This window comes from Dietzia sp. 2505 (genome assembly GCF_040546785.1).
Lineage (GTDB): Bacteria > Actinomycetota > Actinomycetes > Mycobacteriales > Mycobacteriaceae > Dietzia.
Map to the genome: position 1 here is coordinate 664,233 of NZ_JBEPON010000001.1, position 22,607 is coordinate 686,839.

21 protein-coding genes are annotated in these 22,607 nt (G+C 70.8%); 10 read left to right on the plus strand and 11 right to left on the minus strand.

Features of this window, described 5'->3' with window-relative positions; genetic code table 11:
- Nucleotides 1-4: 4 nt before the first annotated feature.
- Nucleotides 5-1,783, minus strand: a complete 1,779-nt coding sequence (gene treZ, locus ABIE38_RS02980; protein ID WP_354053935.1) for a malto-oligosyltrehalose trehalohydrolase — start codon at nt 1,781-1,783, stop codon at nt 5-7.
- A gap of 50 nt (nt 1,784-1,833) precedes the next feature.
- Here treZ and ABIE38_RS02985 point away from each other — a divergent pair, with 50 nt between their 5' ends.
- Together ABIE38_RS02985 and ABIE38_RS02990 are read left to right on the plus strand one after the other, a co-directional pair.
- Entirely contained in the window at nt 1,834-2,511 is a 678-nt protein-coding gene (locus ABIE38_RS02985) for an IMPACT family protein (protein ID WP_354053936.1), read from the plus strand.
- Between the two features lie 4 nt (nt 2,512-2,515).
- A complete protein-coding gene (locus tag ABIE38_RS02990) occupies nt 2,516-2,752 on the plus strand; it encodes a hypothetical protein (RefSeq protein ID WP_182637816.1) in 237 nt (78 codons plus the stop codon).
- Between the two features lie 49 nt (nt 2,753-2,801).
- Here the strand turns inward: ABIE38_RS02990 and ABIE38_RS02995 are convergent, their stop codons facing one another.
- Both ABIE38_RS02995 and ABIE38_RS03000 read right to left on the minus strand, forming a co-directional pair.
- On the minus strand, nt 2,802-3,476 hold the full coding sequence (locus ABIE38_RS02995) for a nitroreductase (RefSeq protein ID WP_354053937.1): 675 nt from the start codon (nt 3,474-3,476) through the stop codon (nt 2,802-2,804).
- 123 nt (nt 3,477-3,599) lie between these two features.
- Nucleotides 3,600-4,055, minus strand: a complete 456-nt coding sequence (locus ABIE38_RS03000; RefSeq protein WP_354053938.1) for a VOC family protein — start codon at nt 4,053-4,055, stop codon at nt 3,600-3,602.
- 105 nt (nt 4,056-4,160) lie between these two features.
- Between ABIE38_RS03000 and ABIE38_RS03005 the strand changes: the two genes are divergently transcribed.
- A complete protein-coding gene (locus ABIE38_RS03005) occupies nt 4,161-5,141 on the plus strand; it encodes a helix-turn-helix transcriptional regulator (RefSeq protein ID WP_354053939.1) in 981 nt (326 codons plus the stop codon).
- Between the two features lie 28 nt (nt 5,142-5,169).
- A complete protein-coding gene (locus ABIE38_RS03010; RefSeq protein ID WP_354053940.1) occupies nt 5,170-5,535 on the plus strand; it encodes an RNA-binding S4 domain-containing protein in 366 nt (121 codons plus the stop codon).
- Between the two features lie 50 nt (nt 5,536-5,585).
- Here ABIE38_RS03010 and treY read toward each other — a convergent pair whose 3' ends face one another.
- Genes treY through ABIE38_RS03025 form a run of 3 tightly spaced genes read right to left on the minus strand, consistent with a single transcriptional unit; the run spans nt 5,586 to nt 12,414 of the window.
- Nucleotides 5,586-8,051, minus strand: coding sequence for a malto-oligosyltrehalose synthase (gene treY, locus ABIE38_RS03015; protein WP_354053941.1), 2,466 nt, complete (start codon nt 8,049-8,051; stop codon nt 5,586-5,588).
- A gap of 2 nt (nt 8,052-8,053) precedes the next feature.
- On the minus strand, nt 8,054-10,198 hold the full coding sequence (gene glgX, locus ABIE38_RS03020) for a glycogen debranching protein GlgX (RefSeq protein ID WP_354053942.1): 2,145 nt from the start codon (nt 10,196-10,198) through the stop codon (nt 8,054-8,056).
- Nucleotides 10,199-10,254: 56 nt separating this feature from the next.
- Nucleotides 10,255-12,414 carry an acyltransferase family protein gene (locus ABIE38_RS03025; RefSeq protein WP_354053943.1) on the minus strand — a complete coding sequence of 720 codons (2,160 nt, stop codon included), beginning with the start codon at nt 12,412-12,414 and terminating at the stop codon, nt 10,255-10,257.
- Nucleotides 12,415-12,553: 139 nt separating this feature from the next.
- On the opposite strand from ABIE38_RS03025, the gene ABIE38_RS03030 reads away from it, so the two are divergent.
- Nucleotides 12,554-13,159, plus strand: coding sequence for a hypothetical protein (locus tag ABIE38_RS03030; RefSeq protein WP_354053944.1), 606 nt, complete (start codon nt 12,554-12,556; stop codon nt 13,157-13,159).
- Between the two features lie 3 nt (nt 13,160-13,162).
- On the opposite strand, the gene ABIE38_RS03035 is transcribed toward ABIE38_RS03030, so the two are convergent.
- Nucleotides 13,163-13,882, minus strand: coding sequence for an NUDIX hydrolase (locus ABIE38_RS03035; RefSeq protein WP_354053945.1), 720 nt, complete (start codon nt 13,880-13,882; stop codon nt 13,163-13,165).
- Nucleotides 13,883-13,954: 72 nt separating this feature from the next.
- Here ABIE38_RS03035 and nadA point away from each other — a divergent pair, with 72 nt between their 5' ends.
- The 3 genes from nadA to ABIE38_RS03050 all read left to right on the plus strand — a co-directional run bounded on the left by nadA (nt 13,955) and on the right by ABIE38_RS03050 (nt 16,529).
- Entirely contained in the window at nt 13,955-15,040 is a 1,086-nt protein-coding gene (nadA, locus tag ABIE38_RS03040; protein ID WP_354053946.1) for a quinolinate synthase NadA, read from the plus strand.
- 11 nt (nt 15,041-15,051) lie between these two features.
- Complete coding sequence (gene nadC, locus ABIE38_RS03045) at nt 15,052-15,939, plus strand: carboxylating nicotinate-nucleotide diphosphorylase (protein ID WP_502914708.1); 888 nt, start codon at nt 15,052-15,054, stop codon at nt 15,937-15,939.
- 65 nt (nt 15,940-16,004) lie between these two features.
- Nucleotides 16,005-16,529, plus strand: coding sequence for a hypothetical protein (locus ABIE38_RS03050; RefSeq protein WP_354053947.1), 525 nt, complete (start codon nt 16,005-16,007; stop codon nt 16,527-16,529).
- Between the two features lie 9 nt (nt 16,530-16,538).
- Here the strand turns inward: ABIE38_RS03050 and ABIE38_RS03055 are convergent, their stop codons facing one another.
- The 4 genes from ABIE38_RS03055 to ABIE38_RS03070 form a co-directional block, all read right to left on the minus strand.
- On the minus strand, nt 16,539-17,069 hold the full coding sequence (locus ABIE38_RS03055) for a hypothetical protein (RefSeq protein ID WP_354053948.1): 531 nt from the start codon (nt 17,067-17,069) through the stop codon (nt 16,539-16,541).
- Between the two features lie 92 nt (nt 17,070-17,161).
- On the minus strand, nt 17,162-18,058 hold the full coding sequence (locus ABIE38_RS03060; protein ID WP_354053949.1) for an NAD(P)H-hydrate dehydratase: 897 nt from the start codon (nt 18,056-18,058) through the stop codon (nt 17,162-17,164).
- A complete protein-coding gene (locus ABIE38_RS03065; RefSeq protein WP_354053950.1) occupies nt 18,055-18,792 on the minus strand; it encodes a histidine phosphatase family protein in 738 nt (245 codons plus the stop codon). The genes ABIE38_RS03060 and ABIE38_RS03065 overlap by 4 nt, the downstream gene beginning before the upstream one ends.
- A 40-nt stretch (nt 18,793-18,832) precedes the next feature.
- Nucleotides 18,833-20,014 carry a zinc-dependent alcohol dehydrogenase gene (locus tag ABIE38_RS03070; RefSeq protein WP_354053951.1) on the minus strand — a complete coding sequence of 394 codons (1,182 nt, stop codon included), beginning with the start codon at nt 20,012-20,014 and terminating at the stop codon, nt 18,833-18,835.
- Nucleotides 20,015-20,118: 104 nt separating this feature from the next.
- Between ABIE38_RS03070 and ABIE38_RS03075 the strand changes: the two genes are divergently transcribed.
- Entirely contained in the window at nt 20,119-21,594 is a 1,476-nt protein-coding gene (locus ABIE38_RS03075; protein WP_354053952.1) for a flavin-containing monooxygenase, read from the plus strand.
- A 92-nt stretch (nt 21,595-21,686) separates the two neighbouring features.
- Complete coding sequence (locus ABIE38_RS03080; protein ID WP_354053953.1) at nt 21,687-22,595, plus strand: serine/threonine protein kinase; 909 nt, start codon at nt 21,687-21,689, stop codon at nt 22,593-22,595.
- Nucleotides 22,596-22,607 lie beyond the last annotated feature (12 nt).

Below are 22,607 nucleotides of genomic sequence, written 5' to 3' on the forward strand. Positions count from 1 at the left end.
CCGCCTACCCGGTGACGAGGCGGGTGCGCACCACCGCGAACCCGAACGCCTGACAGAAGACCGAGTCGTCGTCCACCACCGCCCCCGAGGTCAGCACCGCCTCACCGGCCACCGGCACCCTGGTCGGCTCCGTTCCCAGGTTCACCACCAGCGCGAGCGATCCGCGGTGGACGATCAGCCAGCGGCCGTCGTCGGCCTCGACCCCGCACCGCACGCGCACGGACCCGAGCCACGGATCGGTCAGCTCGGGCTCGGCCCGCCGGAGGGCGATGAGCGCGCGGTATCCCCGGAGGATCTCGGCGTGCTGGTCCTCCGTCTGCTCGGACCGGTCCAGCACCGACCGCCGGAACGTCTCCGGGTCCTGGGGGTCGGCCACCGTGGCCGGGTCCCATCCCATCTCGGCGAACTCGCGGGTCCGGCCGCGGCGCACGGCGTCGGCGAGCTCGGGCTCGGGGTGCGAGGTGAAGAAGCAGAACGGGGTGCGGGCGCCCCATTCCTCGCCCTGGAACAGCATCGGGGTGAAGGGTGAGCACAGGACGATCGCGGCCTTGGCCAGCTGCTGCGCCGGGGTGAGGTTCACCGACGGCCGGTCACCCGCGGCGCGGTTGCCCACCTGGTCGTGGGTGAGCGTGTACGCCACGAACCGGCTGCCCGGTACCCGTCCCACGTCCAGCGGGCGGCCGTGGACCCGACCCCGGAACGCCGACCACGTCCCGGCGTGGAGGAACGCCCCGGTGAGGACCTGTCGCAACACCTCGAGCGAGCCGAAGTCCGAGTAGTAACCCTGGCGTTCGCCGGAGACCGCTGCGTGGACGGCGTGGTGCACGTCGTCGTCCCACTGGCCGGTGAGGCCCAGGCCACCGCCCTCACGCGCGGTGACCAGCCGGGGGTCGTTCTGGTCCGACTCCGCGATCAGCGACAACGGTCGGCCGAGGTGGGCGGAGAGGGACTCGACCTCCACCGCCAACTGCTCGAGCAGGTGCACGGCGGAGGCGTCGTGGAGGGCGTGTACCGCGTCCAGCCGCAGGGCGTCCACGTGGAACTCGTCGAACCAGCGCAGTGCGTTGTCGATGATGTACCGGCGCACCTCGCCCGAGTGGGGGCCGTCGAGGTTGAGCCCCGATCCCCACGGTCCGTCGGCGGCGGACAGATACGGGCCGAATTCCGGCAGGTAGTTCCCCGACGGCCCGAGGTGGTTGTAGACCACGTCCAGACACACTCCCAGCCCGCGCGCGTGGCAGGCGTCCACGAACTGCTGGAACGCGTCCGGCCCTCCGTACGGCTCGTGCACGGCGAACCACGCAACTCCGTCATAGCCCCAGCCGTACTCGCCGTTGAACCCGTTGACGGGCATCACTTCGACCATGTCCACGCCCAGCTCCACCAGGTCGTCGAGGTGCTCGATCGCGCTGGTCAGGGTGCCACCGGGGGAGAAGGTGCCCACGTGCATCTCGTACAGCACTGACCCGGCCAGCTGCCGACCCGTCCACGCCGAGTCGGTCCAGCGCGTCTCGTCCACCCGGTGCACCCGCGAGAGCCCGTGTACGCCATCGGGCTGACGAGCCGAACGCGGGTCGGGACGCGCGTCGCCCACCTCGCCGTCGTCGCCCGTCACCACGAACCCGTAGTCCCTGCCCTGCTCCCGGACGACGGTCGAGGACCACCAGCCGTCGGCGGTGCGGTGCATGGCGATCGGATCGGCGTCGGCGGAGTCCAGGACCAGGCCGACGGCCTCGGCTGTCGGCGCCCAGACGGAGAACGTGTCACTGCTCGGGAAGGTCACATCCCCAGGGTAGGGAAAACCACCGGGGGTGGGGCGGCGATACTGGTCCCATGACCGACCCCGGGACACGTGTGCTCAGGCTGTCCGCCGGCCCGGACGTCACCGGTGAGTACGAGGAGAAGCGCTCGAGGTTCCTCGCCGTGCTGAGGAGGTGCGACGACGAGGAGGCCGCCCGCGACCTGATCGCCGACCTCCGCCGTGCCCATCCGGACGCGCGCCACCACTGCAGCGCCTTCCTGGTGGACGTGCCGGGGTCGAGCCGGATCGAGCGCTCGAACGACGACGGCGAACCCTCCGGAACCGCCGGCACCCCCATGCTGGAGGTCCTGCGCGGCAGCGGGGTGACAGGAGTGGGTGCGGTGGTCGTGCGGTGGTTCGGTGGCACCCGGTTGGGCACGGGCGGCCTGGTCCGGGCGTACGGCTCCGCGGTGGCGGCCGCCCTCGACGAGGCGTGGCGGACGGCTCGGGTCGTGGAGGTCACGCGGACCCCGGCGTGGCGTGCCGAGGTCGACCACTCACTGGCGGGAGGCCTCGAGGGAGCCGTCCGCGGGGCGGGGGCGCGGGTGCTCGGCGTGGACTACGGCCGTCGGGTGGCGTTGACCGTGGCCGGGGACCTCGAGGTGCTGGGGCCGATCCTGGCGACCCGGACCTCCGGTGGCGTCGAGTGGCAGCCCGCAGGGGTGGCGACCACCGAGAACGCGGCGCGACGTCGAGATGTGGAATCCTGACGGTATGAGCATGCAGCCCTACCAACCGAACTCGATCGAGGTCCAGAAGCAGCAGGTGCGCAAGGATGCGCGCACCACGGCGATCGCGCTGGGCGTGACCGTGGTGGCGCTGCCGATCGCGTTGTTCGCCAGCTCGTTCTTCACCGTGGTGGCGATTCTCGCCGGGATCGTGGCGATCTACAAAGGCAACCAGGTGCGCCAGGCCATCTCGGGGAAGCCCAAGAAGCGCGAGCTGTACTGACGACAACCGGAGTGACCGGGGGGCGGCCGGTACCGCCGTGCGTCCCCGGTCAGCCGTGGCGGCGGACCACGTCGGTGAGATCCGCCCGATCGGCCCGGAAGGTGTTGGCGGGGTGCTCGGGGTCGGCGTAGCCGAAGGCGATCCCGCACACGATCAGCCGGTCCTCACCGATCCCAAGGTGCTCGCGGACACCGTCCGAGTAGAGCGCGAGCGCGGCCTGGGCGCAGGTGGCCACGCCCAGCGAGGACGCCGCCGCCAGGAACGTCGCCACATAGCCACCGCAGTCCACCGCGCCGTAGGTGCCCAGGCCCGCGTCCGAGGTGATCACCGCGACGTGCGGTGCGCCGAAGAACCGGTAGTTCTCCAGCATCTGCGTCAGCCGTGCCTCCTTGTCCGAGCGCTCGATGCCCAGCGCGGTGTAGAGGCCGTAACCGCTGGCCCGCCGCCGTTCGCCGTACACGCCCTCGTAGCGCTCGGGTGCCGGCAGGTCCGAGCGCATCCCGTTGGCCAACACGTACTCCGTGAGATGCCTGCCGAACTCGGCGGTCGCCTGTCCGGTCACCAGGTCGACCTGCCAGGCCTGCGAGTTGCACCAGGATGCCGTGCGCTGGGCCATCTGCAGGATCCGGTCGATCGTCTCCTCGGGAACGGGGTCGGACGTGAACCCTCGGCAGCTGTAGCGGTCGTCGAGGATCCGCTCGAGCGTGGCGGCGGCGTCGGTCATGGGCCCTCCAGGAGGTCGTGCGGAACTGTGATGTCAGTCTCGCACGGGGGCGCGCGGCCCCCGGCCGGGGCCCGTCCCGAGCCCCGGCCGGATCCTTCCTGCAGCCGAGTGGCCGCGGTCCAGTCAGCCCGCCGGGGTGCCGGCCACGTCCACGCTCCAGGTGACGCCGAACCGGTCCGTCAGCATCCCGAAGCCGGCGCTCCACGCGGACGCCGCGAGGGCCTCGATGACCGTCGCACCCTCGGCGAGGGCGCTCCAGTACCCCTCCGCCTCACCCAGGGTGCTGACGTTGACGGAGACGAAGAACGGCTGATCGGTCACCGTCATGCCGTTCCGGCGGGTCGTGAGACCACCGAAGGGCTCGTGGCGTCCGGGGACGTCGTAGGCCATCACGCTGAAACCGCTGTCCGCGATGACGCGGCCGAAGACCACCTTCCCGGCGTCCGGGGCGTCCTGGGGCATTCCGAGATCGCCGTAGGTCGTGATGTGGACCTCGCCGCCGAAGACGCTCCGGTAGTGCGCGAGCGCCTCCCGTGCGGTGCCCGGCAGGTTGAGATGTGTGGTGGTGGTGACTGACATGGTGACTCCCTCAGGGTGGTACCGACTCCGCGGCGATCTGCCGCTGGATCGAGTGTGTCGCCACGTGAGGACACCCCATGTCCTCTTCTCCGCGAGAATGGGAGCATGAGCGGAGCTCCCGAGCGGACACTGGCGTTGCTCTCCCTCCTGCAGTCCCCGAGGAGTTGGCGGGGTGAGGAGTTGGCGCAGCGCCTGGAGGTGACGACCCGCACCGTGCGTCGTGATGTGGACCGTCTCCGCGAGTTGGGGTACCGGATCCAGGCGGTGAAGGGGCCCGACGGCGGGTACCGGATGGAGTCGGGGACGGAGTTGCCGCCGCTGCGGTTCGACGACGAGCAGGCGGTCGCGATCGCCATCGCCCTGCGTCTCGCGGCCGCCACGGGCGTCGAGATGGGTGATGCCGCGCACCGCGCGCTGGCGACGGTACGGCAGGTGATGCCCTCACGGTTGCGGCACCGGATCGACGGGATCCGGTTCGAGGGCACACCCCACCCCGCCGGCGTCGACTCCTCCGGTGTCGCCCCCGACGTCGTGGAGGCCGTCAGCGAGGCCGTCCGGAAGAGGATGACCCTGCGCTTCGGATACCGCGACCCCGATGCCCCGTCCCGGCGGACCCAACCGCACGGGGTGGTGGCCCGGAACGGACGCTGGTACCTGGTGGCGTGGGATCTGGACAGGGACGACTGGCGCACGTTCCGGCTGGACCGCATGACCCCGCGAACACCCACCGGGCCCGCCTTCGAGGCCAGGGGGATCCCGACCGGCACCGCGACGGGATTCCTCGCGAGCCGATCGAAGGGGTCCGGCCACGACGACGGGTGGCCGTGCGTCGGGGAGGTCGAGATCGACCTCCCCGTGGCCGACGTGGCCCGCTGGGTGCACGACGGCGAGGTCGAGGCGCTGTCGGCGCACTCCACCCGGGTGTCGCTCGGGTCGTGGTCATGGGTGGGCGTGATCGCCGCGGTCGTGCGATTCGACGCCGGGTTCCGCGTTCTCGGCCCCGACGGACTGCTCCGGGCGGCGCGGGAGGTCGAGGCCCGGTTGGCCGCCGCGCAGCCACCCGGTGACGGTGTCCCGACCGGTTAGCGACGACCGGTCTCGCTATCCTCGCCCTATGGCAGTGCGGGTGGACGCGTGGACGTGGTCGGTGCGGCTGTTCCCGTCGCGGACCAAGGCGGCGGCCGCCTGCCGCGGCGGGCACGTCAAGGTCAACGGGGAGGCGGTGCCACCGTCGAAGGGTGTCGTGCCCGGAGATCGCGTCCAGGTGACCGGCACGCTCGGTCGGATCCGCGTCCTCGAGGTCGTCCGGACGGTCAACAAACGGGTGGGCGCCCCCGTGGCCGTGACCTGCTATATCGATCACTCGCCACCGCCTCCGCCCAGGGAGGTCCTGGCCTCACAGCCCCGGCGGGACAGGGGAGCGGGGCGGCCCACCAAGCGTGAGCGACGCGAGACCGACCGCCTCCAGGGCCGCGGGTAGGGCCGATCCGCAGCCGGACCGCCACCGCGAGTCGGCGCGGACCCGGGAGCTCAGTCGTCCTCGCGGACGATCATCACGACCGGCGACCCGTTCAGCAGGTCGCCGACGTCCACCCGGCCCGAGACCGACGAGCCGTCCGGGCGTACCGCCCAGGTGCCCTCCGGGAGCAGGACCTCGGTGCCGCCGAACTCGCCGGCCCCGACCACCGCGGTGCGCCGCCTGGCGATCATGCCGACCGCGGCACGACCGTCGACGAGCCTGGTGAACGCCACCACGTCGGCGGCGGCGGGACCCCGCACCGGAAGCGGAACGTGCGCGCCGGCCGCCATCTCCGCCGGGTGCGCACGCCGGAGCCGCAGTGCCTCACGGACCAGCGCGAACTTGGGGTGCCCGCTGTGGGCCACCGCGCCGGACCGTAGGGGCTCGTAGTCCACGAACCGGCGGTTGTCAGGGTCGACCAGCGAGTCCTCCCACACCTCCGTGCCCTGGTAGACGTCGGGGACGCCGGGGGACAGCAGCTGCGTCGCCTTGGCGATCAGCGAGTTGTCCCGTCCGGCGGGGGCGATCCGGCTGACGAAGGGGGCGAGCAGCGCCCCGCCCGAGTCGAGGAGGGTGTCGATCCACCGGTGGGCCGCGGATTCGAAGTCCGCGTCCTGATCGGTCCAGGTGGTGTGCACGGCCGCCTCACGCAGGGCCTTCTCGGCGTAGTCGTGCAGGCGGGATCGCAGGCCGTCGGCGGGCTCGTCGTGCTCCGGCCACACTCCCACGATCACCTGGAGCAGGAAGTAGCCCGCGTCCTCGGCGGGCGGGGGGTACGTCCGGAACACCTCGGAGACCAGATCCGCCCACTCGTCGGGCAGCTGGGAGAGCACCGAGATCCGGGCGCGGACGTCCTCGCCCCGCTTGGTGTCGTGGGTGCTGAGCGCCGTCATGGCCAGCGGAGTGGCGAGCGCGCGCTCGGCCATCGCGAGGTGGAACGCCTCCACCGGCATGCCCATGCGGCCCGGCGAGCCGCCGACCTCGTTGAGCGAGACCAGCCGGCCGAGCCGGTAGAACAACCGGTCCTCCTCGGCCTTGGCGGTGGCCGCGCCGGTCACCTGCGCCAATCGGATCGAGGCCTCGGCCCCACGGGCCAGAGCCCCGGCCACGAGACCCAGTGAGGGAGCCAGGTCGGGGCGGTCGCGGTGCAGGTCGTCCAGTATCGCCGGCAGGGTCCCGCGGAGGACGGGATAGTCGGCGCGGTAGGCGGGCGTGCGCTCGATCACCGCGACCAGTGCCTCGCGGAGCAGGGCGTCCTCGCCGTCGTCATCACCCGTCACGTCACTCGGCTCCCTGCCGAGGGCGGCCTCGCGCCGCACCGCGCGGGTGAGCCGTCCCAGCTCGGGGGCGAGGTCCTCCAGGACGATCTGGCGCTTGAGACGGGCGGACTGCTCGTGGACCTGCTCCTCATCGCCGGGGCCACCGCAGTACCGGGAGGCCAGTTCGGTCAACCGCGCCTGCCCGCTGTGGTCCACCAGCATCTGGTCGATCAGCCGGAGGGCGTCGTAGCCGGTCGTCCCGTCGACGGGCATGGCGGGCTCGAGCACCTCGGCGGGAGCGAGGATCTTCTCCACCAGCAGCCAGCGGTCGTCGCCGGCCAGCTCGCGGAGACGCCGCGTGTAGCCCACCGGGTCGGCGAGCCCGTCGGGGTGGTCGACCCGGATGCCGTCGACCAGGTCCTCCTCGCACCAGCGGCGCACCTCGGCGTGGGTGGCGTCGAAGACCGCGGGGTCCTCCTGGCGCAGCCCGGCCAGCCCGGTCACGGTGAAGAACCGCCGGTAGCCCAGGAGCGGCTCCCGCCAGTGGACCAGTCGGTAGTGCTGGCGGTCGTGCACCTGCTGGGCGGTCCCGTCCCCGGTGCCGGGGGCCACCGGGAAGCGATGGTCGTAGAAGTGCAGCTCGGTCTCCGCACCGTCCGGATCGGAGCCGTCGGTGTCGGTGTCCGGGTCGGTGGGGGCGACGACGACGAGGTCGGCGACGTCGTCCGGTGAACCCAACACCGGGATCGCTATCCGGCCGTCCGCCCCGTTGCCGGGTTCGGTGTCGAAGTCGAAATACGAGAAGTAGGGCGACTCCGGGCCCCGGCGCAACGCGTCCCACCACCAGCGGTTCGATGCCGGACGGTCCACGCCCAGGTGGTTGGGGACGATGTCCACCACCAGGCCGAGCTCGTGCTCGCGGCAGGCGGCCCGCAGCGACCGCAGGGCGCTGATCCCGCCGAGTTCCGCTGCCACCGTGGTCGGGTCCACCACGTCGTACCCGTGGGTCGATCCCGGGGTGGCCTCGAGGATCGGCGACAGGTACACCGATCCCACGCCGAGGTCGGCGAGGTAGGGGACCAGGTCCTCGACGTCGGCCAGGACGAAACCGCGGCCGTCCGGGTCGGAGGCGGGCGTCCGCAGTTGAATGCGGTAGGTGCTCGCCAGGGCCGCACCCCTGCGCAGCGGCCCGGCCCCGGTCAGATCCGCGGTGGCCACGGTCAGGAGACCTTGCGCAGCACGATCGTGCCGCGGTCGGCCACGGTGATCGACTCGTCCGAGCTCAGTTCGCCCTCGCGCTCCTCGAGGTGGACCGCGGTGTCCAGGACGACCTCCCAGCTCTCGGCGTACTCGGACCCCAGCAACGAGAACTCGATCGGCTCGTGGTGGGCGTTGAACAGCAGGAGGAACGAGTCGTCGACGATCCGCTGGCCACGCTCGTCGGGTTCGTGGATGCCCTCGCCGTTGAGATAGACGGCCAGGGACTTGCCGAAGCCGGAGTCCCAGTCCTTGTGGGTCATCTCCGAGCCGTCGGGGCTGAACCAGGCGATGTCCTGGGGGTCCTCGTCGTCGCGGAGCACCGTGCCGAAGAACCGTCGCCGGCGGAACACCGGATGGTCCTTCCGCAGTCGGACCAGGGTGCGGGTGAACTCGAGGAGGTCTTCCTTCTCCTCGTCGAGGTCCCAGCTCATCCAGGCGATCTCGTTGTCCTGGCAGTACACGTTGTTGTTTCCGCCCTGCGTGCGGGCGATCTCGTCACCGTGGGCGATCATCGGCGTGCCCTGCGAGAGGATCAGGGTGGTCAGCATGTTGCGCCGCTGCCGGTGGCGCAGGCGCAGCACCTCGGGGTCATCGGTGGGACCCTCGACCCCGCAGTTCCAGGAGCGGTTGTGGCTCTCGCCGTCGTTGCCGTCCTCGCCGTTGGCCTCGTTGTGCTTCTCGTTGTAGCTGACCAGGTCGTTGAGGGTGAAGCCGTCGTGGGCGGTGACGAAGTTGATCGACGCGGTGGGGCGACGTCCGGTGTTCTCGTACAGGTCCGAGGAACCGGTCAGGCGGGAGGCGAATTCGCCGAGAGTGGCGGGCTCGCCACGCCAGAAGTCGCGGACGGTGTCGCGGAACTGCCCGTTCCACTCCGTCCACAGCGGCGGGAAGTTGCCCACCTGGTAGCCGCCCTCGCCGACGTCCCACGGCTCGGCGATCAGCTTGACCTGGCTGACCACCGGGTCCTGCTGGACGAGATCGAAGAACGAGGACAATCGGTCGACGTCGTGCAGCCCCCTGGCCAGCGCGGAGGCGAGGTCGAACCGGAACCCGTCGACGTGCATGTCCAGGACCCAGTACCGCAGTGAGTCCATGATGAGCTGCAGTGAGTGGGGATGCCGGACGTTGAGCGTGTTCCCGGTGCCCGTGTAGTCCATGTAGTGCTGTTCGTCGCCCTCGACCAGGCGGTAGTAGGCCTGGTTGTCGATCCCGCGGAAGGCGATGGTGGGTCCCATGTGGTTACCCTCCGCGGTGTGGTTGTAGACCACGTCGAGGATCACCTCGATGTTGGCGTCGTGGAACGCCTTGACCATGGCCTTGAACTCGCTCACCGCGTCGCCGGGCTTCTCCGCGAAGGCGTACTCGTTGTGCGGGGCCAGGAAGCCGAAGCTGTTGTATCCCCAGTAGTTCCGCAGTCCCATGTCGATCAACCGCTGGTCCTGCATGAACTGGTGCACCGGCATCAACTCGATCGCGGTGACGCCGAGGTCGGTCAGGTAGTCGATGATCGCCGGGTGGGTCATGCCGGCGTAGGTGCCGCGCATCTCCGCCGGGATGTCGGGGTGCGTGGCGGTCATGCCCTTGACGTGCGCCTCGTAGATCACGGTGTTGTGGTACTCGTGCCGGGGCGCGCGGTCGTTGCCCCAGTCGAAGTAGGGGTTGATCACGACGGTGGTCATGGTGTGACCGAGGGAGTCCTCGGTGTTTCGTCGGCCCGGGTCGTCCAGGTCGTAGCTGTGCAGGCTCGGGTGGCCGTCGAACTTTCCGTCGAACGCCTTGCCGTACGGGTCGAGCAGCAGCTTGGAGGGGTCGCAGCGCAGACCGTTCTCGGGCTCGTACGGCCCGTGCACCCGGAAACCGTAACGTTGCCCCGGGGTCACCCCGAACAGGTAGCAGTGCCAGATGTGCCCGTCGACCTCGGTGAGCTCGACGCACTGTTCACCGCCGTCCCGGTCGATCAGGCACAGGTCGACGCGCTCGGCCACCTCGGAGAACAGCGCGAAATTGGTGCCGGTTCCGTCATACGTGGCACCGAGGGGGAAGGCGGTACCAGGCCAGGCACGGATGAGCTCTGGGGCGGACTGCTGCGCGTCGTCGTTGGTCACAAGGCCCAACAGTAGTGCGTATCGGGGCGGGTGCCGCTGTGCCGGGCCCCCGGCGGTCACCACCAGCCGGTCGCGGGCCCCATCTGCCGGGCCAGTTCGCCCGACGCGGACCGCACCCACGACCCCGAGAGGTGGTGGGAATCGTGGTAGACGATCACGTTGCCCACAACGACCGGGCAGTTCGCCGGGTCGCACAGGCCGTCGGTGAGGTCGATCAGTCGGACCGAGTCGATCCCGGCCCCGGCGAGCCCGGCCGGGTTGATCGGTGCGATGGACCGCTCCCGGGGCATCCCGCACTCCTCGGGGGTGCCGCCGTCTCCCAGACAGTCCCCGGCCCGGATCGGGCCGCGACCCTGGTTGAGCCACGGGGTGTCCCGGACGGCGATCACGCCGATGCCCTGTTGGTCGAGTGCGCGCCACAGGTCCACGTACTGACGCGGGGTGACGTCCGGACCCACGACCCCCACCGGCCGGGTGGCGGTGGTGAACACGAAGTCGGGTGCCAGGCCGACGAGGGCGGCCAGGGCGGCGGGCGTCCACTCGGCACAGCTCTCGTACAACAACTCGTCGCTGTCGGACACCGAGGCGTCCAGGGTCAGCGGACACCCCATCTTGAGCACCGTGACTACTCGGAAGCCGTAGTGGCGCCCGACCTCGTCGAGGCCGCTGATCCAGTGCTCGGCGTGTGAGCCACCCACCAGTGCGATGGTGCGCGGTGCGGTGACGTCGCCGTACACACACATCTGCACCTCGGCGGATTCGAAGTTCGAGATGCAGCCGTCCAGGGTGCTCACAGGCAGGTCGTTGGCCACCTGCAGCAGCGAGGGGACGTAGTCGGCGTCCTCGGGGACCGGGATGTCGTCGAAGAAGGCGCGTGCACCGGGGTGGTCCGGGTCGGTGAGGGAGTCGACATAGGGCACGGCCGAGCGCGAGGCGGACGTGGCGGACCACCATCCGACCGTGCCGAGGCTGGCCACCGCGGCCACCACGACGAGTGCGGTGGCCTGGACGAAGCGACGCTGATCGCGCGCGTTACGACCGGCCCCCTTACGGAGCGAGTCACGCTTCTGGGCAGCGGGGGTGGTCCGGCTGCGTGCCCGGCTGGCCATACGCAGCGGTCGCTCGACGTACTTCTCGGTCAGCAGGGCGAGCACCACGGAGACCGCGACGATCACCAACCCCGACGCCAGCGTGATCTCGGCCTGCCGGTCGTAGGAGAGCCAGAGGATGAGCAGCGGCCAGTGCCACAGGTACAGGGAGTACGAGATGTCGCCCAGGCGGCGGAACACCCGCGCGGACAGCAGCCAGGTGACCGGGTCCCTCCGCGGTGTCGCGCGCTCACCCTCGGGGAGGTTGCCGCCGAGGATGATCAGCAGGGCCCCGCCGATCGGATACCAGGCCAGGGGCCCGGGGAAGTAGGCGGCGCCGTCGATGACGAAGCCGCAGCTCACGATCAGCGCCAGCCCGGCGACGGTGCTGAGCATGCGCAACGGCCACGGCAGCACGATCCCCGCCAGCAGGATCGCCACGAGACCTCCGACGAGGAGTTCCCACATCCGGGCGCCGGTGTCGTAGTAGTTCCAGGGCTGGTTGACGGCCTGACCGTAGGCGGACCACCACACCGAGGCCGCGGTACCCGCGGCCACCACTCCGAGGAGCATCCACTTGGGCGTGCCGGCTCGCCCGGCGAGCCGCCACATCGCGGTCAGGCCCAGGACGACGGTGAGGGCGACGAGATAGAACTGCCCCTGCACCGACATGGACCACAGGTGCTGCAGCGGCGAGATGGTGGCGTCGGCCGCGGCGTAGTCCTGGGAGGTGAGCGCGAGTTCCCAGTTCTGGTAGTACAGCAGCGAGGCGAGGGTCTGTTCGAAGATCGCCGACCACTGCGTAGGGGGCTTGATGAGGATCGTCCCCACGACGGTCGCGGCGACCGTGACCACGAGCGCCGGGTACAGCCGACGGACCAGTCGCGTGAGATGGGGGATCGGGTTGAGCGCCGTGCGCCCGTCCGAGGCGCCGCGCAGGAGCGATCCCAGGAAGAAGAACCCGGAGAGGGTGAGGAACACATCGACGCCGCCGGAGACGCGGCCCATCCAGATGTGGAACACCACGACCAGTGCGATGGCCAGCCCGCGGAGACCGTCGATGTCGTGCCGGTAGGCCATCTTCCCGCGCCGGCGGCGAGCAGGCGAGATCGGAGTGCTGGTGGCCACTGGCGAGTACATCCTGACGGGTCGTCCGGTCTGTGCGGGCGCCCCGACTCTACGGGCGCGCGCACCGAAGAGCATGGCGGAGCCGCGTCCGATTACACCACAGACGGTCGACGGCGCCCGCGTTGGTACAGTCCGGCCCATGCTCAGCTCGCCGCCGATCCGCGCCGTGGGGACCCTGTCGGGAGTCATCGGTCCGGCCGTCGTCGCGCTGCTGGTGTGGATCGTGGCGGCACCCCGCTCGGAGTTGCTCTCGGTGGGCGGCGGAAGGGGGGTGCGGCTCCCGGAGTCCGGGACGGACGGCGGCAGCCAGCTCCTGATGCTCATCGTCCTTCTCGGCGCGGCTGTGGTGTGCGCCGTGGTGGTCCTGTGGCACCGCCACCCGGGTCTGCGCAGGCCTGGCGGTGTCCCCTTCCTCGTGCTGCTCCCGGGGCTGACGTGCGCGTTCGCCGCGGCGGCCGCGTCGCCGCTCGCCGCGCTCCTGGCGCCGCCCGCGGAGGACGCACCGTACGGATCGGTGGTGGCGCAGTCTCCTGCGGCGGGGGCGCTGTTCTTCGACCGGATGATCTACGGGACATCGGGGCCGTCGTGGGACTGGTTTCCGCCCGGGGCCGGATGGCTGGTCTTCGGCGCGATGATCGGTGCCTTCACCGTCGCGGTGCTGGCCCACTTCAGCCACTCGCCGGAGTTGCTGGACGGGGTCGCCGGAGCGCCGCCGGAGTCGGCTGCGCCGGGCCGGCTCGCCTGAGCTCTACACGCGGTTCTCGGCGGCGGGGTCGACAGGCGGCCGGAGGGTCGCGAACTGGTCGGTGATCCGCAACCTGCGCTCGGAGAAGCGGTACAGCGCGGCGGGACGACCCCCCGAGGGCCCCGGTGGCGCGCTTCGTCCGCAGCGCACCAGCTCGCCCCGCCTGGTGAGTACCCTCTGCAGGTTGGTCGGGTCCACAGGATGCCCCAGGGCGGCGCCGTAGAGCTGAGCGAGATACGACAGCGTGAACTCCACGGGCGCCAGGGCGAACCCCAGGGTCGAGTAGGAGAGTTTGGCCGCGAGGCGGGCGCGGGCGCGGGCGACGATCTCGGCGTGGTCGTAGACGGTGTCGGGGAGTCGGTCGACCCGGAACCAGGCCGTGTCGTCGGGGATGGCCGGGTCGGCGTCGCTGGGGAGGACGCCGAGGAAGCCGGAGGCGAACACGCGCCGGCCGGGGATGCGGCCGGGGTCGGAGAACTCCGCCACCGATTCCAGGTGACTGAGCGAGCGCACATCTACCTTCTCGGCGAGCTGCCGGGTGGCGGAGGCGGGCAGGTCCTCGTCGTCGCGGACCTCACCGCCGGGCAGCGCCCACCGTCCGGCGGCGGGCCCCAGGGAGTGCTGCCAGAGCATCACGTGGAGTGTGGGCGCGGTGGCACCGGGGGCCGGTCGCACCTGGGTCACCACGACGAGCACCTCGTGACCGGTGTTACACTGCATCATGTTTTCGATTGTAAGTCGAAAACAGGGCCGGTGGCGTATCGGCCCACAGAACCGACCCGGGAGGGGGCAGCGATGAGCACTGCCACAGGACACGGCACCACGGTCGCGCCGCGGCCCGACACCAACGTCGGACGGCTCGACTCGCCGCTGGCCGCGAGAATCCGCCACGACGGCGCGGTGTACACGGGCGTCGAGCCCGACGCGGAGTGGGCCGCCGAGATCCGCCGCCTCGCCGCCGAGCGCGACGCGGTGATCCTCGCCCACAACTACGAGGTCCCCGCGATCCAGGACATCGCCCACCACGTGGGGGACTCCCTGGCCCTGTCGCGCATCGCCGCGGAGGCCGAGCAGTCGACCATCATCTTCTGCGGCGTCCACTTCATGGCGGAGACCGCCAAGATCCTCTCGCCGGACAAGACCGTCCTCATCCCCGACGAGGCGGCGGGATGTTCGCTGGCCGACTCCATCACCGCCGAGCAGTTGGCGGAGTGGAAGTCCGAGCACCCCGATGCCGTGGTGGTCTCCTACGTCAACACGACCGCCGCGGTGAAGGCCCTCACGGACATCTGTTGCACCAGCTCCAACGCGGTCGAGGTGGTCGAGTCGATCGACCCGGAGCGCGAGGTGTTGTTCCTTCCCGACCAGTTCCTCGGCGCGCATGTCCGACGCAAGACGGGCCGGGACAACGTCCTCGTGTGGGCGGGCGAGTGCCACGTCCACGCCGCGATCAACGGTGACCAGCTCACCGCCAAGTCGCAGGCCCACCCGGGCGCCGAGCTGTTCGTCCACCCCGAGTGCGGTTGCGCCACGAGCGCGCTGCACCTCGCCACCGAGGGTGCGGTGCCGGCCGACCAGGTCAAGATCCTGTCCACCGGCGGGATGGTCGACGCCGCCCGCGCCTCGGGTGCCCGCGAGGTCCTGGTGGCCACCGAGATCGGGATGATCCACCAGCTGCGCAAGGCGGCTCCGGAGATCGATTTCCTCCCGGTCAACGACCAGGCCAGCTGCCCCTACATGAAGATGATCACCCCGGCCGCGCTGCTGCGCGCGCTCGTCGAGGGTGCCGACGAGGTGCACGTCGATCCCGCCACGGCCGAGGCCGCGCGGGGGTCCGTCGAGCGGATGATCGCCATCGGCAACCCGGGATCCGGGGAGTGACCGGCGCGGGCGTGGGCTCGCCGGGATCCGGGTGCGACGACGACGAGCTCTTCGACCCCGACACCCGTGCCGACGCGCTGACCGCGATCAGGCGCGCCCTCGAGGAAGACCTGCGGTACGGACCGGATGCCACCTCGCTGGCCACCGTGCCCGCGGACTCCCGGGCCACCGCACGGCTCGCGACCCGGTCCGACGGGGTGGTCGCCGGGTTGCCGCTGATCGGGATGGTCCTGACCGAGGTGCTGGGCGCCGACCACTCGGTCACGCTCCGCGCGAGAGACGGTGACCGCGTCTCGGCCGGCGACGTGGTGGCCGAGATCACCGCTCCGACGCGCGGGCTGCTCACCGCCGAGCGGACCCTGCTCAACCTCGTGTGCCACCTCTCCGGGGTGGCCACCGCGACCCGGGCGTGGGCCGACGAGCTCAGCGGCACCGGCTGCGCCGTGCGCGACACCCGCAAGACGATGCCCGGCATGCGACTGCTGCAGAAGTACGCCGTCCGCTGCGGCGGCGGGGTCAACCACCGCCTCGGCCTCGGGGACGCCGTCCTGGTCAAGGACAACCACGTGGTGGCAGCCGGTGGGGTGGTCCCGGCGCTCGCCGCCGTGCGCGAGCGGTTCCCGGATCTGCCCTGTGAGGTCGAGGTGGACTCGCTGGAGCAGCTCGACCAGATGCTCCACTCGGGCGTGGACCTGGTCCTGCTGGACAACTTCCCCGTCTGGCAGACGCAGATGGCCGTGCAGCGGCGGAACGCGATCTCGCCCCGCACCCGGCTGGAGTCCAGTGGCGGCCTCGGTCTGGACGTCGCCGCCGACTACGCGCGCTGTGGTGTCGACTTCCTCGCCGTCGGCGGGCTCACCCACTCGGTCGCGGTTCTCGACCTCGGCCTGGATATGTGAGGTCCACCGCACCCTGCCGTCCGGGTGAGGTGTGGACCGCCGGAACCCGCGTAAAGTTTGATGACATGACGGGCTTCTGGGACACGAGCGAGAAGAGTACTCCGGCGGAACGCCGACAGCAGCGGATGGCGGAGGCCCGCCGACGCGTGGAGTCCGGGGAGAACACCTCGCCGCCGCCCCCGCGGCCCGCCCCCGGCAAGCCCGTCCGGAGCCGCTCGGCCCGCTCACCCAGGGCTGCCACCGTGGACCCGCTCTCCGTGACAGGGGCCCAGTTCGCCGTCTGGCGTAGTGTCCAGCACTTCTGCGCCACCGACTCGCTCCCGGACGCCCGCGGGGCCGATCTGGACCTGCTGGTGGCCTGGTCGGACTCCATCCAGCCGTTCCGGCTGCGACAGCGGATAGTGGCGCGCCTGGACTCCCAGGGTGCGTGGTTGCCGGTCTGCTACGCCAAGGACGGCGCCCGCGAGGCGATCACCCAGGCGCAGGCCGATCGCTACCGCGAGGCCAGGCTCGGCGAGTCCACGCTCTCCGGTGGAGCGCAGAAGCCGCTCAGGGAGACCGACCACCCGGAGACCACGACCTCGCTCTGAGCAGGGAGCTCAGCGGGCGGCGAGTGCGAACCGCCGGCCCCGCGGTCGCGGGCCGGTACTGAGAACCAACTCGTCGGCACCGGACTCACGACCGGCCGGGCCCGTGGTCTCCTTGGTGGCGGTGACCTCGTCGTCGTCGCGAATCTCATCAGCGGCCGAGCCGTCGTCGGTCCGCTCGCCGGTCAGGTCCACTGCCTCGGCATCGCCGGGATGCTCGTCCACCGCGACGATCGCCCCCTCCCGCTCGAGATCGATGATCGCGGTGCGGGCCGCCCGGGCGTAGCGCAGGTTCCGCATCGCGGGGGTGTCCGTATCGGGGTCTGAGGGGTCCACGTCGGCCAGCCTGAGCGGCTCTCCCGAGTGGGCCTCGTAGGCCTCACAGACCGATTCGACGATCTCGTCCACCCCCAGGCTCTCCCACTCCCCGAGCTTGTCCACGACGATCATGCGGGCGCGTTCCAGTGCGTCGGGGCCAGGGTCGGTCGCGGCGTCGATGGCGGAACGGATCTTCTCGGCAGTAATCTTGTCAGTCGAACTCATGACCCGAGCCTGCCAGTCCCGGCGCCGGGATGCAGCCGGTCGCGCGGCCGCGCGCGGTGTGCTCCGGCGGACCGGCGGCTGGGTCTACTCGGCTAGGACGACAGCTCGGCCATCACGCGCGGGACCTCGGACAGCAGCTCCCGGGCGAGGAAACCGGTGGGCCCGACCCGCACCGCGAGCCGTTCACCGGCCCGGCCGTGGGCGAAGGTGGCCCAGGCGGCGGCCTGAGCGGGCTCCGCGCCCCGGGCGAGCAATCCGGCGATGACCCCGGCCTTGACGTCTCCGGACCCGGACACCCCGAGCCCCTGGGTGCCCGATTCGTCCCGCCACAGACGGCCGTCGGGTGACGCTATCCACGAGGTGGCCGCCCCGGACACCACCACGGCCCGGGTCCGCCGGGCGAGGTCGGTGACCCGGCGTGGGGTGTCGGCCTCGACCTCGGACTCGGGGACGTCGAGGGTCCTCGCGAGCTCCCTGGGGTTCGGCGTGAGGACGCAGCGCCCGTCGAGGTGGGAGACCCCGTCCGGATCCGAGGTCAGGTACGCCAGGGCGAGCGCGTCCAGGACCAGCGTGCAGTCGAGATCGGGGACGACCCGGCGGAGCAGCTCTTCGGCGACCCCGACGTGGCCGAGGCCGGGCCCGATGACGACGGCCGCACAGCCCTCCGCAAGCTCGCAGATGGTCTCCGCACCGGCCGGGGTCAGCTCGCCCTCCTCGTCCTCGGGTAGCCCGACCGTCATCGACTCCGGGATCCGCAGCGCCAGCCCCGGCGCCACGGAGGAGGCCGTGGCGATCTGGAGCTTGCCGGCGCCGGCGCGTAGCGCGGCCTCCGCGGCGAGGAGCACCCCGCCCGGGGTCGTGCGACCGCCTCCCACCACGAGCACCCGGCCCCGGTTCTCCTTGCCGCCGCCGGGCGCGGGAAGGGCCCAGCCCCGCAGACGGTGGGAGGTCAGGACCATCTCCTCGTTCTCCGACGAACCGCCGTTCACCGGCCGTCCTCATCCGCCGCGGACCCCTCGCGGGTCGTCGGTGCCGCCGCCCGCTCCACGGCCGTGGTGTCGGCGTACCGCTCGAGTTCCAGCGCCGCGCCGCCGTGTCGGTACGTGGTGACCGAGCAGTTGGGGAGGGGATCCTCACGGTCCACGTGGAGGATGTCCTGCTCGGCCATCTGCTCCAACGCCACGCGGAACCCCATGATCACCGCCTGGTGGCTGAACACGCACAGCCTCTCGCCGGCGTACTGCTGACGCAGGTCGGTGAGCAGGTAGCGCACCCGCAGGACCACGTCCGTCCAGCTCTCACCGCCCGGGGGCCGGTAGTAGAACTTCCCGATCCGGTCACGCCGCTCCGCCTCCTCCGGGAAGCGGTCACGAATACCGTGACCGGTGAAACCGTCGAGGATTCCCAGATCCCGCTCGCGGAGCCGCTCGTCGGTGAGGAGAGTCGCGTCCAGACGGGCGGCCTCCAGTGCGGCGGCGGCGGTGTCCGCCGCGCGCCGATACGGGGAGGTCAACCACACCGTGGGTCGGTGCTCGTCCGGCAGGGCGGCGAGCCAGGAGCCGACGGCCGACGCCTGGGTGAACCCGGTATCCGACAGGGGGGTGTCGGCGTCCCGGTAGTCCAGGTCGAGGCGGTGCGCCCCGGCGGCCCGGGCCTCGTCGTCGGCGACGTTCCCCACGCTCTGCCCGTGGCGGACGAGCAGGAGTCGGGCGAGTTCGGTCATGACCGCAACCTACCCATCCGCATCCCGCCCGGCCGCGGACTCACGGCGTGAGGACGATCTTCACGGCCCCGTCCTGCTTCTTCTGGAAGATCTCGTAGGCGTGGGGGGCCTCGGCGAGTGGGAGCCGGTGCGTGGCGAAGTCGTCCACGCCCAGTGGATCGGCGTCGGTGAGCAGCGGCATGATGTCCGGCACCCAGCGCTTGACGTTGGCCTGCCCCATCTTGAGCGTGAGCTGCTTGTCGAACATCGTCAGCATCGGCAACGGGTCGGCGACGCCGCCGTACACGCCCGACAGCGAAATGGTCCCGCCGCGGCGCACGATGTCGATGGCGGAGTAGAACGCGGCGAGCCTGTCCACTCCCGAGTGCTCCATCATCTTCTTGCCCAGGAACTTCGGCAGCATCCCCACCGCCGCGTGGGCCGCCGTGGCCACGGGGGACCCGTGCGCCTCCATCCCCACCGCGTCGATCACGGAGTCCGGCCCGCGGCCATCGGTCATGTCACGGATCACGTCGCCCAGTTCACCGGGGAGCTCCGAGGGGTCGAGTACCTCGACGCCCCGGTGGGCCTGCCGGGCCCGGCGCTCTGCGACCGGATCCACTCCGATGACGCGGTGCCCGCGGTGGGCGGCGATCCGGGCGGCCATGTCGCCGATCGGTCCCAGCCCCAGGACGACGACCGTCCCGCCGTCGGGGATCTGGGCGTACTCGACCGCCTGCCAGGCCGTCGGCAGTACGTCGGACAGGTACAAGTACCGGTCGTCGGTGTGCTCGTGCGGAACCTGGATGGTGGTGTTCTGCGCCTGCGGGACCCTCAGGTACTCGGCCTGACCGCCCGAGACGCTGCCGTACAGCTCGGAGTACCCGAACAGTGCGGCGCCCATGCCCTGGTCGCGGACCTGGGTGGTCTCGCACTGGGTGTTGAGGCCCTTGTCACACATGTAGCAGTGGCCGCACGAGATCTGGAACGGCATCACCACCCGGTCGCCGGGCTTGAGGTCCGTGAGACCGGACCCCACCTCCTCGACGATCCCCATCGGCTCGTGGCCGAGGATGTCGCCCTCGTTCATGAACGGCCCGAGCACCTCGTACAGGTGCAGGTCGGATCCGCAGATGTTCGTGCTGGTGATCCTGACGATCGCGTCGGTGGGATCCTCGATCCTGGGATCGGGTACCTCATCGACGCGGACGTCGCGCTTGCCGTGCCAGGTGACCGCCTTCATGGCAGGCTCCTCTCGCTGGTCGTGTCATGCGCGCTCACGCATATCTACGACGCTACGAGTCCGTGGGAGTCGATGCATCCGGTCGCCCGAGGCGGTAGATCTGAGTGGTGACCGATCTCCGCCAGCCCCGCGTAGTGATCATCGGCGCGGGAGTCGCGGGGATAGCCGCCGCGCACACGTTCAAGCAGGCCGGGCTGAGCGACGTGACGATCTGCGAGAAGGGCACCGACGTCGGCGGGGTGTGGCACTGGAACCGCTATCCGGGCCTGACCTGCGACGTCCCCTCGCAGCTCTACCAGTTCGGGTTCGCACCCAAGGCCGACTGGTCACACGTCTGGGCATCTGGGGAGGAGATCCAGCAGTACCACCGGGACGTGGTGGAGCGTGACGGGCTGAACGAGTGGTTGCGGCTCGGGACCGAGGTGACGGACGCCGTGTACGACGATGAGTCCGCCACCTGGACGTTGACGACGGCAGCGGGGGAGGTGCTACACGCGGACTTCGTGGTGTGCGCGACCGGGGTGCTGCACCACCCGTTCGTGCCCGATATCGACGGGCTCGACTCGTTCGCCGGACCGGTCGTCCACACCGCCCACTGGGACCCGGGTCTCGAGACCGGCGGAAAGCGGATAGCGGTGATCGGCTCCGGTTCCACGGGAGTGCAGATCGTCTCCGCACTGCAGCCGGAGGCGACACGGCTACTGCACTTCGCCCGCTCCCCGCAGTGGATCCTCTGGGCGCCGATGGGTGTCCGGCAGCCCGCACCGCTCACCGCCCTGCTCCGTCGGTCGACCGGACTGCGGCGGAGGCTGTACGCGGCGGCCCTGTGGGCCTCGGGGATCCTCGCGGACGTGGTCCTCAGGCCGACCTGGCGGCGTGGCGCGGTGCAGGCCTATGCCCGGTGGAGTCTCCGCCGACAGGTCAGCGATCGTCGGCTCCGCGAGGAGTTGACCCCCGACTACGAACCACTGTGCAAGCGCCAGGTCGTCTCAGGCACCTACTACCGCGCCATCACCGCCCCCAACGCGGAGTTGGTCACGGGTTCGATCTCCGAGGTGACGCCCACCGGCATCCGTACCGGCGACGGCGTCCACCACGAGGTCGACGTGATCGTGCTGGCCACTGGTTTCCGAACCCACGAATACATGCGTCCCATGCGCATCACGGGCCGGGACGGACTGAGGCTCGATGAGGCCTGGGCGGCCGGCCCGCGCGCCTACCGGATGACCGCGATCCCGGGGTTCCCCAATCTCTTCACCGTCCTCGGCCCCAACTCGCCGACCGGGTCGATCCCTCTGCAGTTCTCGGCGGAACTCACCGCGCGATACATCGCGCAGTGGATCGAGCGATGGCGACTCGGTGAGTTCGACGCGGTCGAGGTCACCGAGCGGGCCACCGCCGAGTTCTCCCGCGCGGTGGGTGCGGCGATGGGTCCGACGGTGTGGAACACCGGGTGCACGTCCTGGTACCAGACCGCCGGCGGGGAGATCGATCTCTGGCCCTTCGACCGGAAGCGGATGGAGCAGATGCTCGACCACCCCGATGAGCGGGACTTCGACCGGGTCCCGCGCGGCTCCTGAGAATGCGGTGCACTGCCGGTCGCGAGGTGGATAAAGTAACTGCCATTCTCCGGACGTAGGCCAACTCGTCGGCCGTGTCGATGGTGGTGACTATGAGTAATCCGTCAGGTGGCTCCGGTTGGGACGGTTCCAGCGGGAACGACGGGGGGTGGGGGCGGGCGGCATACGGAACGGCTCAACGGGCTCCCTCCCGCAACGGCCTCATGTGGGCGATGGGTGTGCTCATCGTGGTGCTGCTCGTCGTCCTCGCCGGCGTGGGTGGCTACCTCGTCGCCTCGGACGGCGGGGAACCGGGCGGGGTGCCAGCATCGTCGACGAGCTTCGTGGAACCGGCTACGGTGTCCCCCGGCCCGGAGGCGATGCCGGCAACCGCTGCTCCGTCGGAGAGACCCTCCGGCTGCGACCCGGACGAGATCGCGAGCGAGGCGGGTATCGCCCGTCGGAACGTCAACGTGGACCGGTGCGCGGGAGCGTGGGCACTGGCGCACGTCGTTGTTGCGCAGGGCGAACCCGCCGGGGACACGCAGTACATAGTGAGTCGTGTCGGTGGGAGCTGGACCCGATACACCGGGATCCCGTCCACGATTTGCCGTCAGGAGGCGGAGGCCGACGGCATGCCCGCTGAGATCGCTGCGGTCCTGGACGACTGCCGGTCCTCGGGCGCATCAACCGGCGATCTGGGACTGAGTGTCCCCATGTCCCGCCCCGCGTGCGACGGGCGGGGGATCGTGGTCCTGTACTCCGCCGTCACCCCGGGTGCGTATGCGCAGGAGATCTCTGCCGCGCTGGCGCAGAACCCGGGTGCGTCCTACTTGCGCACCGATATGGCGTGCCCCTCGCTGCGCGCGAGGGACGAGAACGGCAACGTCATCTATGCCGTCTACCGTGCGTCCGGGTACTCCCGGCAGGAGCTGTGCGCAGACGTGCGAGCAATGGGTCCGCCCGCCTACGGCCGCTGGCTGGACACCACCAGCGACCCGACGGTGCTGGTCACCTGCTGAACACGCCGGTGG